At 72.4% G+C, this 16313-nt stretch carries 16 protein-coding genes and 1 pseudogene; 13 read left to right on the top strand and 4 right to left on the bottom strand.

Annotated features, from left to right (window positions below; genetic code table 11):
* Positions 1-231: 231 nt before the first annotated feature.
* Entirely contained in the window at positions 232-774 is a 543-nt protein-coding gene (locus tag EIY87_RS39640) for an antitoxin (RefSeq protein WP_158641447.1), read from the bottom strand.
* Positions 775-1204: 430 nt separating this feature from the next.
* Here EIY87_RS39640 and EIY87_RS39645 point away from each other — a divergent pair, with 430 nt between their 5' ends.
* The 6 genes from EIY87_RS39645 (at position 1205) to EIY87_RS39670 (ending at position 10258) form a co-directional block, all read left to right on the top strand.
* On the top strand, positions 1205-1726 hold the full coding sequence (locus EIY87_RS39645) for an OmpA family protein (protein ID WP_191984439.1): 522 nt from the start codon (positions 1205-1207) through the stop codon (positions 1724-1726).
* The gene (locus EIY87_RS39650) at positions 1723-2961 is read left to right on the top strand and encodes a polysaccharide pyruvyl transferase family protein (protein ID WP_225440343.1); all 1239 of its coding nucleotides are present in this window, start codon (positions 1723-1725) and stop codon (positions 2959-2961) included. Before EIY87_RS39645 ends, EIY87_RS39650 begins: the two co-directional genes overlap by 4 nt.
* A gap of 82 nt (positions 2962-3043) precedes the next feature.
* Positions 3044-3736, top strand: coding sequence for a response regulator transcription factor (locus tag EIY87_RS39655; protein ID WP_125315118.1), 693 nt, complete (start codon positions 3044-3046; stop codon positions 3734-3736).
* Entirely contained in the window at positions 3733-4011 is a 279-nt protein-coding gene (locus tag EIY87_RS39660; RefSeq protein ID WP_125315119.1) for a WhiB family transcriptional regulator, read from the top strand. The genes EIY87_RS39655 and EIY87_RS39660 overlap by 4 nt, the downstream gene beginning before the upstream one ends.
* Positions 4012-4178: 167 nt before the next feature.
* On the top strand, positions 4179-9401 hold the full coding sequence (locus EIY87_RS39665; RefSeq protein ID WP_125315120.1) for a WD40 repeat domain-containing protein: 5223 nt from the start codon (positions 4179-4181) through the stop codon (positions 9399-9401).
* Between the two features lie 125 nt (positions 9402-9526).
* Positions 9527-10258, top strand: a complete 732-nt coding sequence (locus tag EIY87_RS39670) for a mechanosensitive ion channel family protein (protein ID WP_125315121.1) — start codon at positions 9527-9529, stop codon at positions 10256-10258.
* 98 nt (positions 10259-10356) lie between these two features.
* Here EIY87_RS39670 and EIY87_RS39675 read toward each other — a convergent pair whose 3' ends face one another.
* A complete protein-coding gene (locus EIY87_RS39675; protein WP_125315122.1) occupies positions 10357-10905 on the bottom strand; it encodes a hypothetical protein in 549 nt (182 codons plus the stop codon).
* An 81-nt stretch (positions 10906-10986) separates the two neighbouring features.
* On the opposite strand from EIY87_RS39675, the gene EIY87_RS39680 reads away from it, so the two are divergent.
* The 4 genes from EIY87_RS39680 to EIY87_RS39695 all read left to right on the top strand — a co-directional run bounded on the left by EIY87_RS39680 (position 10987) and on the right by EIY87_RS39695 (position 13315).
* Entirely contained in the window at positions 10987-11349 is a 363-nt protein-coding gene (locus tag EIY87_RS39680) for an ArsR/SmtB family transcription factor (RefSeq protein WP_125315123.1), read from the top strand.
* Entirely contained in the window at positions 11346-11552 is a 207-nt protein-coding gene (locus EIY87_RS39685) for a hypothetical protein (RefSeq protein WP_125315124.1), read from the top strand. Before EIY87_RS39680 ends, EIY87_RS39685 begins: the two co-directional genes overlap by 4 nt.
* A 73-nt stretch (positions 11553-11625) precedes the next feature.
* Positions 11626-12627, top strand: coding sequence for a ribose-phosphate diphosphokinase (locus tag EIY87_RS39690; RefSeq protein ID WP_225440344.1), 1002 nt, complete (start codon positions 11626-11628; stop codon positions 12625-12627).
* Positions 12628-12757: 130 nt separating this feature from the next.
* Positions 12758-13315 (top strand): hypothetical protein, encoded by a 558-nt coding sequence (locus tag EIY87_RS39695; RefSeq protein ID WP_125315125.1) that lies wholly within the window; start codon positions 12758-12760, stop codon positions 13313-13315.
* Positions 13316-13451: 136 nt separating this feature from the next.
* Here EIY87_RS39695 and EIY87_RS39700 read toward each other — a convergent pair whose 3' ends face one another.
* Both EIY87_RS39700 and EIY87_RS39705 read right to left on the bottom strand, forming a co-directional pair.
* The gene (locus tag EIY87_RS39700; RefSeq protein WP_125315126.1) at positions 13452-13820 is read right to left on the bottom strand and encodes a DUF5313 family protein; all 369 of its coding nucleotides are present in this window, start codon (positions 13818-13820) and stop codon (positions 13452-13454) included.
* Between the two features lie 29 nt (positions 13821-13849).
* Positions 13850-14311: a VOC family protein gene (locus tag EIY87_RS39705; RefSeq protein WP_125315127.1), complete on the bottom strand. Its 462-nt coding sequence runs from the start codon at positions 14309-14311 to the stop codon at positions 13850-13852.
* Between the two features lie 151 nt (positions 14312-14462).
* Between EIY87_RS39705 and EIY87_RS39710 the strand changes: the two genes are divergently transcribed.
* The 3 genes and pseudogenes from EIY87_RS39710 to EIY87_RS48745 all read left to right on the top strand — a co-directional run bounded on the left by EIY87_RS39710 (position 14463) and on the right by EIY87_RS48745 (position 16311).
* The gene (locus EIY87_RS39710) at positions 14463-15401 is read left to right on the top strand and encodes a sensor histidine kinase (protein ID WP_125315128.1); all 939 of its coding nucleotides are present in this window, start codon (positions 14463-14465) and stop codon (positions 15399-15401) included.
* Positions 15402-15488: 87 nt separating this feature from the next.
* Positions 15489-16007: pseudogene (locus EIY87_RS48740) on the top strand (LLM class flavin-dependent oxidoreductase); the annotation flags it as partial.
* A 55-nt stretch (positions 16008-16062) separates the two neighbouring features.
* Positions 16063-16311, top strand: a complete 249-nt coding sequence (locus EIY87_RS48745; RefSeq protein WP_225440387.1) for a hypothetical protein — start codon at positions 16063-16065, stop codon at positions 16309-16311.
* Positions 16312-16313: the final 2 nt, after the last annotated feature.

Here is a 16313-nt window from a genome sequence, read left to right on the forward strand (position 1 = left end):
CGCGATCGCGCGGGTGGCCCTCCACCGCGGCGTCACGCGCCGCGGTTACCGCCGGCGGTCCCGCGGTCTGGCCGGGAAGACGAGTTCGCCTATCAGCGCTGCGTCATGCCGCCGGCGGTCCCGCGGTATGGCCGGGAAGTCGAGTCGGTCCTCCACCGCGGCGTCACGCCACCGCTGGCACCGCAGGCGGTCCCGCGGTATGGCCCGGAGAACGAGTTCGCCCACCACGGCTCAGCGGCCGTAGCCGCCTTCGGAGTAGTCGCGGTCACCGGCCGGTTCGCCGCTGTCGTTCGAGTAGCCCTGGTCGTAGCCCCCGCCGGACTGCTCCCCGCCGCGGTCGTCACCGGAGGAGGACTCGTCGTAGCCCCTCGTGGCGTGCCGGCCGTAGTCGCCGTCCTGCTGGCCGCCGTAGCCCTCGCTCTGCCCGCCGTCGTACCCTTGCCCCTCCTGGCGCCCGAAACCGCCGTCGGAGCCACCTTCGTAACCGCCCTCGGAGCGCCCGCCGAAGTCGCCCTCGGAGCGGCCCTCGGAGCCACCTCCGTAGCCACCCTCGGAACGGTTCTCGTAACCGCCCTCGGAGCGGCCGCCGGAGTCGCCGGCCGGGTTGTCGTTGCCCGACTGGTTCTCGTCGCGGCCGAGGAAGTCCTTCGCCTTGCCGGCGGCCGCGTCGATCTGGTCGCCGTGCTCGCCGAAGCGGGATTTGGCGAACTCCGCGGCCTTGTCGATGTTGCCGCTGCTCGCGACGTTCTTCACGTCATCGAAGTCGATGCCCATCTGAGCTCCCTCGGGGTTTGTTTTTGACCGGGGCCGGTGGAGGTGTGTGGCCCGGTTGACGGCCTTCATCAAAGCTGCCCGGCGCGGGCCTGCAACTCGAGCCGGTTGCCTGGGTGAAGAATGCGCCCGGGATTGGACGATCGACGCTCGCGGGGTTACCTTGCGGCATTTTCCGCGATTGCCGGAGGCCTCGTTTCGTTCGCTTGACAGGCGCGGGGCGGCGGTCATCCCTCACGCGGGTGGATCTGCCGCGCTTCCCCCGGCCAGGTGACCCGCGCCCGGAACCCGTTGCGGGGTAATTGTTTCCCCGGTCGGACGGCGGTGGGTGGCTCGCTGTCATCCCCGGGTGTGGTTTGCCGTTGCCCGCGCGCCGTGTTCGGATCCCTGGCATCAGCCGACGCGGAGCGAACGTAAAGGAAGTTTCAATTTCATGCGCAGTACAATTGCCCGGACGGCGGCGGGTTTGGCGATCGTGGCGGGCCTGGTCACCGCGTGTGGCTCGGGCGGCACGGACAACGCGGCTTCTTCCGGTCCGGACCTCAGCTCGTCCAGCGGCGCCGCCGCCTCGTCCGGTGCCGGGGCGCCGAGTTCGGCGGGCCAGGCCGCCGGGGACGCGGCCCAGCAGGTGAGCACGTCGATCGAGCAGGCGCTGCAGCGAGCGCCCATCACCTTCGAATCGGAGAAGGCCGACCTGACCGCGCAGGCGACGCAGACGCTCGGCGAAATCGCCAAGGCGCTGCAGGGGAACGCCGTGAAGATCACCGTCGCCACCCACGCGGGTTACCCCGACGCGGAAAAGGCGAAGGCGCTTTCCGAAAAGCGCGCCGAGGCGATCACCACCGCCCTCGAAGGGCTCGGCGTGCCCAAGGACCGCGTCGCGCAGGACGCGACCGGCAACGAGAAGGCCCAGGGTGACCAGGCACTGAACACGCAAATCAGCGTCGCGCAGTGAGCTTGGGCAACGGCGTCGGCTGGTTCCGGCCGGCCGGCGCCGCCTCGTCCGCTCCGGCGGGCCGGGTGCACTACCTCGTCGGGCCGAGCGGCTACCCGAACTTCGGCGACGAACTGATCGCCGCGACGTGGCTGCGGTACCTCGCCCGCACCGAACCGGACGCCGAGGTCTGGCTCGACACGCATTCGCCGGGACCCGCGCAGCTGCTGCTCGGCGACCTGCACCCCCGGTTGCGGTGCACCGACACCCTCTGGCGGCTGTGCGGCGAAGCGCCGTCGGACGAACCGGCGGAGGTGGCGGAGTGGGTGCGGGCGGCCGTGTCCGACCCCGGGCTCGCCCCGCGCTGGGACGCCGGCATCGACCTGCTCGGCCGCACCGACGTGCTGCACGTGATCGGCGGCGGCTACCTGAACGCCCTCTGGCCGCGGCACATCGGGTTGCTCGCGGGCGTGGCCACCGCTGCCCGGCGCTCCGGAGCCCGCACCGCCATGACCGGACAGGGCCTCGTGCCGTTCCCGGCCGGCGCCGCCGGCCTGCTGCGGTCGCTGGCCGAGCACTTCGACGTGGTCGACACGCGCGACGAGCCGTCGGCGGAGCTGCTGGACCGGGGCGCGAGCACCTGCGACGACGTCTTCCTCGAGCTGCCCGCGCCGGTGCCCGCGCGGGAGGCGCGGGAGTTCGTGCTGTGCCTGCAGTCCGACATCGGCACGGCCTCGCCGCCGGCGCTGGCCGCCCGGGTGCTGGACATCCTGCGGGCGTGGGAGGTCGATCCCCGGCGGCTGGCCGTGGTCGAGGGCATCCCGCGCGTCGACCGCGCCGTTCCGGCCGTGCTGGAGTCCGAACTGGACGGTGCCGAGTTCCACCCGTTCCGCGAGGTGTGGCGCCGCGGCCTGCCGGTGGCGCCGGGGCAGACGTGGATTTCCAGCCGCTACCACATGCACCTGCTCGCGGCGGCCGCCGGCGCGAACGGCGTGGCGATCAGCGTCTCGCGCGACTACTACACGCCGAAGCACCGCGGCCTGATCGATCTCGGCTCCGGCTGGACGCTGTCCGAGGCGGACGACCCCGAGCCGCCCGCGCCGCCCGTCGGCGCGTTCCCGCCGCACGTCCTGCGGCGGTGCCAGGCCTTGAAAAGCTCGGTCGCGCAGGCGATCTACGGCACCCGGACCCCCGCGGTGACCGCGCCCGCGACCCGTCGGCTGGTCCTGCGCTCCCGGCGACCCTCTGTGATGTGACCCGCGTCACGTCGATTGTCGCGTAAGGGTGCGAAACCGCCGCCGTGTCGTGAACAACAGCGTCAACCGAGGGGGCCATCCCATGTCCACTGTGCAGCTGCTCGACCGGCGTCTCCGGCGCGCCGGGGCCGAGCGGGCAACCTTGCGCGTGTACGCACTCGGTGCGAACGCGCGCGCCGTCGGCAAGCTCGGCGAACTCGTCGGGGCGGGGGAGGGGATCGAGTGGCTCGGGGCCACCGACTCGGTGCGCACCGCGGACACCGTGCTCCGCGCCGTCCACCCCGACGTCCTGGTCCTGCACAACACCATCGACCCGGACGCCCGCCTGGCGGCGCAGCTGACGGTGCTGTTCCCCGGGCTCGCCGTCGTCGTCCTGGTCGACCCGTGCACGCCGGCCGACCGGCACGCGGCCACCGGGGTGCACGCGGTCCTGCCGGCCGACGCGCCGCCGTCGGTGCTGGTCGCGAGCATCCGGCTCGCGCACGCCAACCGGTGCGCCCGGGTCGCGCTGCCCGCGCCCGGCGGCGTCCGGCCGCGGCACCTCGAGCTTTCCGCTCGCCAGCACGAGATCCTGGCGCTGATCGCCGACGGCAACAGCTACGCCGAAGTCGGCCGGATCCTGTTCATCTCGACGGAAACCGTGCGCACGCACGCCAAGCAGATCCTGCGGCGGCTGCACGCCCGCGACCGCACGCACGCGGTCTCACTGGCCTACCAGGCCGGCTTGCTCGGCCGTCCCGGTGGCCCGGCGACCATCGCGACGGAGGTGTCATGACGAACACCCGCAGGCTTCCCGCTCCCCGCACGGAAGCGTGGGACTGGCAGCTGGACGGCTCGTGCCGGAACGCGAGCAGCGCGATCTTCTTCCACCCCGAGTGGGAGCGCGGGAGCGCGCGAAGGCAGCGCGAGGCGACGGCCAAGGCGATCTGCGAGCACTGCCCGGTCTTGGAGACGTGCCGGAACCACGCCCTCGAGGCGCAGGAGCCGTACGGCGTCTGGGGTGGACTGTCCGAATCGGACCGCGAGGAAATCCTCACCCGAACCGGTTAACCCAGGCCTGGGGTGGGTGAATTCCGCCGCCGAATATTCCTTTGTGGACACTTTCGGGCGCGCACCGGGCCGTCGAGTCCTTATGATCGAGCCGGATTCCCGACGGTGACCACGCCACTGCGCCGTGTCACGGGGCCGCTGTGCGTGAGTGACCTCAGGAGGCAACCGTGGTGTCGTCGGCAGCGCGTCGGATCGGCTCGTTGACGGCCGCGTCGGCCCTCGGGCTGAGCCTGCTGGCGTGGAGCGGCGCGCCGCCCGCGGTGAACGTCCGGCAAGCCGCCGTGGCGGCCGCCGCGGCACCCGCCTTCAGCTGCGGGGCGCTCTACTCGCTGCAGGGCACGGGCGCGAACCCCGGCACCCGCACGATCTGGTCGGTCGACCCGGCCACCGGCGCCGGCGCACCGGCGGCGACGTTCGGCGGCGTGACCGGCACCATCAACGCGCTGGGCATCACCGAGGGCGGCAGCGCGGCGTACGGCGTCGCGGCCAACGGATCGGCCCGCACGATCTACCGGCTCGACACCACGACCGGCGTGACCACCTCGGTCCCCGGGGTCGCCGACGCCCCGGTGACGCACGGCGCGGTCAACCCGCGCAACGGCTTCTACTACTACGGTGGCTTCTCCGGGACCACGCTGAAGGTCTACGGCTTCGACCCCAACACCGGCACCTCGCTCGGGCTGGTCGCGCAGGGCACCGTGCCCACCGACGGCGCCAGCGGGGACTGGGCGTTCGACCAGCAGGGCAAGCTGTTCGTCGTCGGCGGCGCCAACGGCGCCAACAGCGTGTTCGCGGTCAACGAGGAGATCCCGGCCGCCGGGCCCGCGAAGACGATCACCGGCAGCCGGATCACGTCGATCAGCACGCCGGGCCAGGCGCTCAACGGCATCGCGTTCGCCAGCGACGGGTTCCTCTACCTCGCCAGCGGCACGACGCTGTACCGCGCCAACCCGAGCACTGGCGCGGTTCTGGACAGCCGGGCGCTGTCGCAGCCCGGCTCGGTCGACTTCGGTTCCTGCGCCTCGCCGAACACGATCACCGTGCGCAAGAACTTCCCCCAGGGCCGGGTCAAGCCGGCCGACCAGGTCACCGTCGCGGTCACCGGCGGCGGCATCACCACCGGGAACACCGGCACGACGACCGGCACCGACGCGGGCCTGCAGACCGAGCCCGGCGAGGTGGCCGGCCCGGTGTTCGGGCTGGCCGGCACCACCTACACGGTGTCGGAGTCCGGCGACGGCGCCGTCGAGAGCAGCCCGGCGGCGGCCGGCTACGAGCGCTCGTGGGAGTGCGTCGACCAGAACACCGGCCGGACGCTGGCCGGCGGTACCGGCACGAGCGGGCAGTTCACCATGCCGAACGGCGGCACCGCCGGGGTCGCCGCGCTCTGCACGTTCACCGACGTCGCGAAGGTCGCGCGCGTCGACCTGGTGAAGAAGGCCGGGCCGATCACGGACGTCGACGGCAACGGCCCGGACGCCGGCGACACGATCGCCTACACGTTCACCGTGACCAACACCGGCACGGTGCCCCTGCTGACCATCGGCGTGGCGGACCCGAAGACCGGACCGGTCACCTGCCCGCCCGGCGGGCTCGCGGTCGGCGCCTCGGCCACCTGCACCGCCACCTACCGGCTCACCCAGGCGGACGTCGACAGCGGCAGCGTGCCCAACACCGCACGCGCGACCGGTACCGCGACCGATCTGCCCGACGCCACCGACGACGATTCGGTCACCACCCCGGTGCCGGTGGTCCGCGCCCTCGCACTGGACAAGCAGGCGGGCCCGGTCACCGACGTCGACGGGAACGGGCAGGACGCGGGCGACACGATCGCCTACACCTTCACCGTGACCAACACCGGCAACGTCACGCTGAACCCGGTGTCGGTCGATGACCCGAAGGCCGGGCCGGTGTCGTGCCCGGTGTCGTCGCTGGCGCCGGGGGAATCGACGCGGTGCTCGGCGCGGCCGTACGCGCTGACGCAGTCCGATGTGGACGCCGGGAAGGTCGACAACACCGCCACGGCGACCGGCCGCTCGCCCGACGGGGGCACGGCGACCGGCACCGACTCCACGTCGACGCCGGTGACCGGCGCGGCGTCGATTTCGCTGACCAAGGCGGTGAGCGGAGTCACCGACGTGAACGGCAACGGGGTCGTCGACGCGGGCGATACGGTGGCATACACGTTCACGGTGACCAACACCGGCAACGTCACGTTGTCGGCGGTGTCGGTGGCTGATCCGAAGGTCGGGCCGGTGTCGTGTCCGGTGTCGTCGCTGGCGCCGGGCAAGTCGGTGCAGTGTTCGGCGGCGCCGTACCCGCTGACGCAGTCCGATGTGGACGCGGGCAAGGTCGACAACACGGCCACCGCTTCCGGCAGGCCGCCGTCCGGCGACCCGGTGACCGACGACGACACCGCCACGCTGCCGATCACGTCCGGCCCGTCGATTTCGCTGACCAAGGCCGTGACGGGGATCGCCGACGTGAACGGCAACGCGGTCGTCGACGCCGGGGACACGGTGGCGTACGCGTTCACGGTGACCAACACCGGGAACGTCACGTTGTCGGCGGTGTCGGTGGCTGATCCGAAGGTCGGGCCGGTGTCGTGTCCGGTGTCGTCGCTGGCGCCGGGCAAGTCGGCGCAGTGTTCGGCGCGGCCGTACCCGCTGACGCAGTCCGATGTGGACGCGGGCAAGGTGGACAACACGGCCACGGCTTCCGGCAGGCCGCCGTCCGGTGGCCCGGTGACCGACGACGACACCGCCACCACGCCGATCGCCCAGGTGCCCGGGATCGCCCTGGAGAAGGAATCCGGCGGCAGCACCGACGTGGACGGCAACGGTCCGGACGCCGGCGACACGATCGCCTACACCTTCACCGTCACCAACACCGGCAACGTCACGCTGGACCCGGTCTCGGTGGCCGACCCGAAGGCGGGCACCGTGCGCTGCCCCGAGCCGAAACTCGCGCCGGGCGCCTCGACGAAGTGCACCGCGTCCTACACCCTGACCCAGTCCGATGTGGACGCCGGAGAAGTCCGCAACACCGCGACGGCGTCCGGGAAGCCGCCGTCCGGCGACCCCGTGACCTCCGGGGACGGCACCGTGACACCGGTTCCGGTGGTGGCCGCGATCGCGCTGGACAAGCAGGCGAGCGGCGTGTCCGATGTGGACGGCAACGGGCCGGACGCGGGCGACACGATCGACTACAAGTTCGTCGTGACGAACACCGGCAACGTGACGCTCGACCCGGTCTCGGTCGCGGACGGGAAGGTCGGCGCGGTCACGTGCCCGGCCGGTCCGCTGGCGCCCGGCAAGTCGGTGACCTGCACCGCCGCGCCGTACGCGGTGACGCAGGCCGAGGTGGACGCGGGCGTGGTCGACAACTCCGCGACGGCGACCGGCACCCCACCCTCGGGCGATCCGGTCACCGCCGACGACAGCACGTCGACCCCGGTCCAGGGGCAGGGCGGCTTGGCCCTGGTGAAGAACTCCTCCGGCGTGATCGACCGGAACGGCGACGGGGTCACCGACCCGGGCGACGTCATCACCTACACCTTCAGCGTCACCAACGAAGGCAGCGTGACGCTGAACCCGGTCACCGTCGAGGACCCGGCGCTCGGCCCGGTGACCTGCCCGGCCGGTCCGCTGGCCCCGGGAGCCACGGTCACCTGCACGGCGGCGCCCCACGTGCTCACCCAGGCCGAGATCGACGCGGGGGAGAAGAGCAACACCGCGACGGCGACCGGCACGCCCCCGAAGGGCGACCCGGTGACCGGCCGGGACACGGTCGTCACGCCGATCACCCGGCTGCCCGGGATCTCGCTGGACAAGACCGCGGGCCCGATCACCGACACCGACGGCAACGGCCCCGACGCCGGGGACACCATCGAGTACACGTTCGTGGTGACCAACACCGGCAACGTGACGCTGGACCCCGTCGCGGTCGACGACCCGAAGACCGGCCCCGTGACCTGCCCGGTGACCGCGCTGGCGCCGCGGGCGCGGACGACCTGCACGGTGACCTACGCGGTGACGCAGGCCGACGTCGACGCGGGCAAGGTGGACAACACCGCCACGGCCACCGGCACGCCTCCCTCCGGCGACCCGGTGTCCGCCGTCGACACCACCAGCACCCCGCTCGCGGGCAAGGCGGCCATCGCGCTGGTGAAGAAGTCGGGCGGCGTCGTCGACGGGGACGGGAACGGTCCCGGCGCGGGCGACACGATCGACTACACGTTCGTCGTGACGAACACCGGCACGGTGACGCTCGACCCGGTCTCGGTGGCCGACGGGAAGGTCGGCGCGGTGACCTGCCCGGCCGGTCCGCTGGCGCCGGGCGCGTCGGTGACCTGCACCGCGCAGCCGTACCCGCTGACGCAGGCCGACGTCGACGCCGGCCGCGTGGACAACACCGCGACCGCCACCGGACGGCCGCCGTCCGGCGACCCGGTCACCGCCGACGGCACCACGTCGACGCCGGTCGCGCCCGGGCCCGCGATCAACCTGGTGAAGCAGGCCGGCGCGGTGTCCGATGTGGACGGCAACGGCCCCGGCGCGGGGGACACGATCGACTACGCGTTCACCGTTACCAACGGCGGGAACGTCACCCTCGACCCGATCGAGGTGACCGACCCGAAGACCGGTCCGGTGCGGTGCCCGGATTCGAAGCTCGCGCCCGGCAGGCAGACCACCTGCACGGCGGCGTACCGGCTGACGCAGGCCGACGTCGACGCGGGCCGGGTGGACAACACCGCGACGGCCACCGGCCGGCCGCCCTCGGGCACCCCGGTCGTCAGCAGCGACAGCACGAGCACGCCGATCGACGCCACCGCCGGCCTGAACCTCGACAAGCAGGCCGCATTGGCCGACGCGAACGGCGACGGCAAGGCCCAGGCCGGGGAGCGGATCGACTACCGGTTCGTGGTGACCAACAGCGGCTCGGTCACGGTCACCGCGGTGGGGGTCGTCGACGATCGGCTGACCGCCGCCGGGATCGCGGTCGAGTGCCCGGCCGGGCCGCTGGCGCCGGGCAGCACGGTCACCTGCACGGCGTCCTACGTCGTGACACCGGCCGACGCCGGCTCGGGCGGCGTGGTGAACACCGCCACGGCGACGGGCAAGACCCCCGGCGGCCGCGACGTCGGCTCACCACCGGACACCGTCATCGTCCCGGCCGGCGAGATCCCGGCGCCGACCCCGCCGGCCACGCCGCCGAGCCCGCCCCCGCCGCCGCGCCCGGGTGGCCCGGTGCCGCCTGGCGACTTGCCGCAAACGGGCGTGGACGTCGCCCTGCCGGTCCTCAGTGGACTGGCGGCGATCCTGCTCGGGCTGCTGATGCTCCGCGTCGGACGAGGGCGGCCGGGCCGGGGGAGGTCCGCTCGTCGCTGAGCCCGGCGGACCCGCGCGGATCACCCAGGCGGGTTCACCCACGTGGGAACCCCATCAGGGCAAGCAGTGCCGACGGGCGCAGACTGGCTGCAGATTTCCACGCGGGAAAAGGAAAGAGGATCGCTATGGGCCAGCAACTGAAGGACGGGCTCGGGCAGGCGTGGAACCTGGTGGCCACGTTCGTCCCGAAACTCGTGGGATTCTTGATCATCCTGCTGATCGGCTGGCTGATCGCGAAGGCGGTTTCGAAAGCGCTGGGGCTGGTCCTCGGCAAAGTCGGGTTCGGGAAACTCGTGGAGAAGACCGGCCTTTCCGGGAACATCGGCAGCCAGAAGATCGACGCGGCGGGGATCCTCGTCAAATTGGTGTACTACTTCATCCTGCTGATCGCGCTGCAGCTGGCGTTCGGGGTGTTCGGGCCGACGAACCCGGTGAGCCAGTTGCTCAACGACATCATCGCGTTCCTGCCGCGGATCGTGGTGGCACTGGTGCTGGTCGTGGTGGCGGCGGCGATCGCGAAGGTCGTGCGGGACGTGGTGGCCTCGGCGTTGTCGGGGCGGGGTGCGGCGCGTCCGCTGTCGTTGGCGGCGTACTGGCTGATCATGGCGTTCGGCATCATCGCGGCGCTGGGCCAGGTGAACATCGCGACGGCGATCACGGGCCCGGTCCTGATCGCGGTGCTGGCGACGATCGGCGGCGTGATCGTGGTCGGTTTCGGCGGCGGCCTGATCAAGCCGGCCCAGGACCGCTGGCGCGGCTGGCTCGCGAACCTGGGAAGCCGGCCCGCCGGCCGGGAGCCGGCGAACGGCGCGGACACGCCGACCCCGCCCGCGGGGTGGCAGCGCGCTGAACGCTAGGTGTCGGTGGCGCGCTGGAATCCGGGTGGCCGTGGTGTCAGGTCGAGCGTGGCCAGGACGGCGTCGCCACCGCCTGCGGGGTGGCAGCGCGCTGAACGCTAGGCGTCGGCGGCGCGCTGGATTCCGGGTGGCCGTGGTGTCGGATCGAGCATGGCCAAGACTGCGTCGCCGACGGCCGTAGCCACCGCCCTCGCCCGGTGCGGGCTCAACGGACCGCCCCGGTGCGCCGCGGCGAGCGCGACCGCCGCGGTGCGGTAGACGTCGATGTCGCAGGTCACCAGCGGGTTGCGGGCCGCCGCGCCCAGGATCCCGGCGATCGCCGACGGCGCGGTCCCGGCGTCGTCCGGCGTGATGATCGTGAGCGGGCTGGTTTCCCGGAACTCCGCGGAGAACGCGCCGAGCAGGTCGATGACGGCGTCGGCCCCGAAGATCGCCTGGTGCAGCGGGAAAGCGGCGGCGTCGGGCAGGTTCCACAGCGCGAGGTCGCGGGTGTCGGCGGCGATCAGCAGCGAAATGAGCGGGGGCAGCGTCCGCGCGCCGACGACGAGGACCCGCACGTCCCGCGGGGTCCGGTCGTGCCGGGCCAGCGCGGCCAGCAGGGCGGCGTAGCGGGGCAACGCCGGTTCCGAGACCACGGCGATCGTCATGTGATGATAATCTTCGAACTTAAAGAATTTCGCAAGTCGTCACCGGCTCGCCGCCGGCGGGCGCGGCAGTGAGGAGAGTCCGTGAGCAGGCCCCTCTACCAGGCGAAAGCCGAGTTCTTCAAGAACCTGGGGCACCCTGCCCGGATCCGGGTCCTGGAGCTGCTGAGCCAACGCGAGCACGCGGTCTCCGAGATGCTCCCGGAGGTGGGCATCGAGCCGGCGAACCTGTCCCAGCAGCTGGGCGTGCTCCGCCGCGCCGGCCTGGTGGTGACGCGCAAAGAGGGCTCGACGGTCTACTACTCGCTGACCAGCCCGGAGGTGGCCGAGCTGCTGCGGGTCGCCCGGCGCATCCTGACCAGCGTCCTCAGCGGCCAGGTCGAGCTGCTCGACGACCTGCGCGAGCCCGCGGGACCGGCCGGCAGCGAAACCGGGGGACGTCCGTGAGCGAGTTCGTGAGCGTCCTGCGCGAGCGGGTCGCCGGCGCCCTCGACGCGTTGAACGCCGCCCGGGACGCGGGCCTCGACCGCGAGGTCGAACTGCACGTCGCCCGGGTGCGGGACCTGCTCGAACTGGCCGGACGGCACGACGTGGACACCACCGGCTGGGTCGACGCCGTCGCGCTGACCACGCCGCCCTACCGGGACTGATCGGGATGGGCGCGAGTGCGCGCCGGCCACTCCGCCGGGAGCCTGACCGCGACGCAAGAGGGAGAAGACACCTGTGACAGCCAGCGTCCCGGCCACCCGGCGCGAGGGCGGCGTGACCAAGCGGCTCATGCTCGCCGCCGGCGGCTCCCACCCCAGGCTGGCCGACGCCGTCGCCGCGCGCCTGGGCACGACGATCGCGCCCCGGACCGCGCACGCGTTCGCCAACGGCGAGGTGTTCGTCCGGTTCGGCACGTCGGTCCGCGGCAGCGACGTCTTCGTCCTCCAGACCCCCACCGACCCGATCAACACGTGGCTGCTGGAAAGCCTGATCATGCTCGACGCGCTCCGCCGCGCCAGCGCCAAGACCATCACGGTGATCTGGCCGTTCCACCCCTACGGCCGCCAGGACAAGAAGCACCGCGGCCGCGAGCCCATCTCCGCCCGGCTGGTCGCCGACCTGCTCGCCACCGCCGGCGCCGACCGCCTCATGACCGTCGACCTGCACACCGCGCAGATCCAGGGGTTCTTCGCCGGGCCCGTCGACCACCTGCGGGCCCAACCCCTGCTCGCCCGCCACGTCCGCGCGGCCCACCCGGACGCGGACCTCACCGTCGTGGCCCCCGACTCCGGCCGGGTCCGCCTCGCCGAGACCTGGGCCGAGCTGCTCGGCGGCCGGCCCATCGCGTTCGTCCAGCACCGCGACTCCTTGCAGCACGGCCACGGCACCGAGATCGTCGGCGACGTCCGGGGCCGCGTCTGCGTAGTCGTCGACGACATGATCGACACCGGTGCCACCATGGCCGGCGCGACCCGCCTCCTGCGCGAACACGGTGCGGCGCAAGTGATCGCGGCCGCCACCCACGGCGTCCTCTCCGGCGACGCCCCGCACCGGCTCGCCGCCAGCGGCATCGGGGAGGTCGTCCTCACCGACACCGTCCCGCTACCGCCTGCCAAGCGGTTCCCGGGCCTCACCGTGCTTTCCGTCGCGCCGATGCTGGCCGAGGCCATCCACGAAGTCTTCGACGACGGCTCGGTGACCAAGCTCTTCGAGGGCGCGGAAGGTCACAAGGTGTAGCTCAACATGGGCACCGTCGCCGGTTTCGCCGTCCACGCCGCCCTTCACGGCTTTCGGGTCGACCTGCGGATCGCCCGTGAACGGCTCGGTTCCCGTGTCCGGTACGGCACCTGCCGCTAGAGTGCGGATCGTGCCGGAACAGACATGGTCACCCAAGCCGGGGACGCCCGCGATCGAGTACCGGTCCAGCCGGTGGTTGTTCATCGGCGGGCTGGTCATGTGTGTCTTCTTCGGACTGGGCGCCCTCTTCCCGGAAGCCGGGGGCCGTTCGTCGACGCCCAGAGCCGATTTCTCCCCGACCGCCGCCTCGTTCATCTTCGGCGCGCTCGCGGTGGGCGGCCTGCTGCTCATGGTCGGCTCCGTTCCCCGCACGCACCGCTTCGTCGTCGACGAACGCGGACTGTGGTGGCGAGCGGGCCGCAAGTCAGACCTGATCGCGTGGGAGGAGCTGCGCGCGGTCCGGGGCCGGGAACCGCGCCCGCCGGTCAAGGACGACCCGAACTCGAAAGCCGTGCTGTCGGCACTGGTCTTCACCCCGGTGGACCGGAACTTCGCCACCCGCCATGCGGCGCTGCTGAACCGGCCGCCCACCGCCGGCCCGGAAGTGGAACTGAAGCTGCCGAACGGCACCCTGGTCCGGCAGCTGGCCCAGGAGATCGCCGGCGTCCGGCCGGACCTGCTGCACTGACCTTCGCCGGGCGATGCGGGCCGCAGTTCCACACAGCACTCGCCGGCACGAGGGGTGCCGGTCGCCGTGCTGGGCTTCACCATGCTGGCCCGCTGGATCCCCGGTTTCCGCGTCCGCACGGCGACCGCGGACCCGGCTACGGCCAGGTGGCCGGTCGGCCGTGTGCGGCGCGGACGCGCTTTCCGGTGCCGGGTGGGAAGCCGTGCTTGGTGAGCCGGACTTCGGCGAGTTCGTCGGCCATCGTCATGGTGAAGAACAGGCTGAGGAACAGGCTCAGCGCGAGCATCGTGAACACCAGCGGCAGTGGCACCGGGGTGAGGGTCACCAGGACGACGAAGGCCGCGATCAGCCACGGCAGCGCCTCGGCGCAGATGCGGGCGGCGAACCGCAGGAGCCAGGTGCGCGCGGTGGCGTCGTGCAGGACCCAGCCGCGGTAGGTGTCGGGCAGCCGGCGTCCGTAGACGTACTGGATCCACCGCAGCGGTCCTGGCCGGTGTACCTCCATGGGACGAGGGTGCCCGCTCCCCGCCGTGGTCAATCCAGGCAGAACTCGTTGCCTTCGGGGTCGGTCATCACGATGAACCCGGCGCTGAGCGGGGGTTCGGGCTCGAAGCGGCGCACCCGGGTCGCACCGAGGGCGACCAGCCGTTCGCACTCCGCTTCGAGCGCCGCCATCCGCTCGGCACCCTGCAGGCCGGGTGCACTCCTGACGTCGAGGTGGACCCGGTTCTTCGCGGTCTTGCCCTCCGGTACCTGCTGGAAGAACAGGCGCGGGCCCCGACCGTCGGGGTCCTCCACGGCGGAGCTGCTGTTGCGCCGGTCTTCCGGCACGCCGGCCCGCTCGAGGAACTCGTCCCACGCCGCCAGCGGGTCGGCGCCCTCGGCCAGCTCGACGCCGGGCGGTGCGGGGTGGACGTAGTCCAGCACCTCGCGCCAGAACGACGAAAGCGCTCGGGGGTCGTGGGCGTCGAACGTGACCTGGACGTGTCGGCTCATCAGGGGTTCTCCGTTGTCGTCGGGGCTTGTGCCGCCCATCCTGACATCGGATGCGGACAGGTACGGTCCTCGACAGGTCCGCTGCGTAGGATGCTGACAGTGCTGTACCCCACCGAACCGGTGAAATCGTGATCGAAGAACTGGAAACGTCGTGAGTACGCACGTCGAGGGGCGTGCTCCCGAGCCGTTCACCCATCCCGCGCTTTTCTACCGGGACGCCGCCGAGTACCTCGCCGGTACCGTCCCGTTCATCCGGTCCGGCCTCGCCGCGGGCGAGCCGGTCGCCGTCGCGGTTCCCGGGTACAACCTCGCTCCGCTGCGCGCCGAACTCGGCGCCGACGCCGACCGCGTACAGCTGATGGACATGACGACGGCCGGGCGGAACCCCGGCCGGATCATCCCCGGCGTGCTTCGCGCCTTCGCCGACTCCCACCCGGACCGGCCGGTCCGGATCATCGGCGAACCGATCTGGCCGGACCGCAGCGACCAGGAATACCCGGCCTGCGTCCAGCACGAAGCGCTGATCAACCTGGCCTTCACCGGCCGGGACGTCACCATCCTCTGTCCCTACGACACGCGGAACCTGACCCCGGCGGTCCTGGCCGACGCCGAAGCCACCCATCCCGTGCTCATCGACAGCACGGGTCAGCGAACCAGCCCGGCCTACGACCCCGAGGCGGTGATCACTGCCTACAACCGGCCGCTGCCCGAACCGGCCGGCGCCGCCGAGCTCACCGTCGATGCCACCAACCTGGCCCAGGCCCGGGATCTCGTGCGCACGCAAGCGCGTCACGCGGGCTTGGCCGACGACCAGGTCGTCGACGCGGAACTGGTCGTGACCGAACTGGTCACCAACAGCATCGACCACGGCGGCGGCTCCGGCAGGCTGCGGATCTGGACCGCCGACGCGCACCTCGTCTGCCAGGTCGACGACCGGGGCACCCTGACCGACCCCCTGGCCGGGCGGCACCCGGTCCTGCCGGACCAGCACCGCAACCGCGGCTTGCTGCTGGTCAACCACATGTCCGACCTGGTCCGCCTGCACACCGGCAGCGGAAGTACGGCCATCCGGGTCCACTTCCGGCTTTGAGAGCCCGGCTTGTCGGATGCCCCGGGGCCCGTTCGTGGAGGATACGAGCCCGGCACCAGGCCGGGGCGCAGGCGAAGGGGCTTCACCATGACGGACCACCCGACGAACAAGCCGCTGCGGTTCGGCGTCGTCGCGCCGATCACCGCGGACCTGCCGGCCTGGCGTGATCAGCTACGGCGGCTGGCCGACAGCGGCTTCTCGACGATCCTGATGCCCGACGTGCCGCAGTGGCAGCCGGCACCGGGCCCGGCGCTCGCCGTGGCGGCGACCGTCACCGGCCTGCGCGTGGGCACCTGGGTGTATGCCTCGCCGGTCCGGCCCGCGTGGATCACCGCGTGGGAGGCGCACTCGCTGTCGGTGCTCACCGAGGGCCGGTTCGAGCTCGGCATCGGCACCGGGCGGCCGGGGATCGCCGACCAGCTTCGTGAGCTGGGACTGCCGCCCACCCCGGTCGGGCAACGGGCGAGCCAGGTGCGTGACGTCGTCACGGCGCTGCGCGACCTCGACGGCCCGGACCGGCACACCCCGGTGGTCATGGCCGTGGGCGGTCCGAAGGCCGAGGCGCTCGCCGCCGAGCTGGCCGACACGGTGACGTTCGTGATGCCGCAGACCGAAACGCGGGCCACGACGACGCAGCGGGTAGCGCGCTTCGACAACCGTCGTGACGCGGAACTGGCGCTGCACGTGCCGGGTGGTCGGCGACTCGGTCGCGGCGTTCATGACCGGGCCCGGCACCGATCCCGCCGCCGTCCGGGCCGCGGACTCGCTGGCGTTCCTGCCCGCCGACCCCGCTGCCGCGGCCGAGGAGATCCAGCGGCGGCGCGAGGAAATCGGGTTTTCCTACTTCGTGGTCGGCGCGGCCGGTGCCGGTGCGCTCGCGCCGGTCGTTGCCGAGCTGACCGGCCGGTAGGC

Source organism: Amycolatopsis eburnea (assembly GCF_003937945.1).
GTDB classification, from domain to species: domain Bacteria; phylum Actinomycetota; class Actinomycetes; order Mycobacteriales; family Pseudonocardiaceae; genus Amycolatopsis; species Amycolatopsis eburnea.

Excerpts from the sequence above, each read along its gene's own strand:
- EIY87_RS39640 (WP_158641447.1), bottom strand. The coding sequence starts at position 774 with ATGGGCATCGACTTCGATGACGTGAAGAACGTCGCGAGCAGCGGCAAC.
- EIY87_RS39700 (WP_125315126.1), bottom strand. The coding sequence starts at position 13,820 with ATGGAGGTACACCGGCCAGGACCGCTGCGGTGGATCCAGTACGTCTAC.
- EIY87_RS39655 (WP_125315118.1), top strand. The coding sequence starts at position 3,044 with ATGTCCACTGTGCAGCTGCTCGACCGGCGTCTCCGGCGCGCCGGGGCC.
- EIY87_RS39675 (WP_125315122.1), bottom strand. The coding sequence starts at position 10,905 with ATGACGATCGCCGTGGTCTCGGAACCGGCGTTGCCCCGCTACGCCGCC.
- EIY87_RS39705 (WP_125315127.1), bottom strand. The coding sequence starts at position 14,311 with ATGAGCCGACACGTCCAGGTCACGTTCGACGCCCACGACCCCCGAGCG.
- EIY87_RS39645 (WP_191984439.1), top strand. The coding sequence starts at position 1,205 with ATGCGCAGTACAATTGCCCGGACGGCGGCGGGTTTGGCGATCGTGGCG.
- EIY87_RS39670 (WP_125315121.1), top strand. The coding sequence starts at position 9,527 with ATGGGCCAGCAACTGAAGGACGGGCTCGGGCAGGCGTGGAACCTGGTG.
- EIY87_RS39660 (WP_125315119.1), top strand. The coding sequence starts at position 3,733 with ATGACGAACACCCGCAGGCTTCCCGCTCCCCGCACGGAAGCGTGGGAC.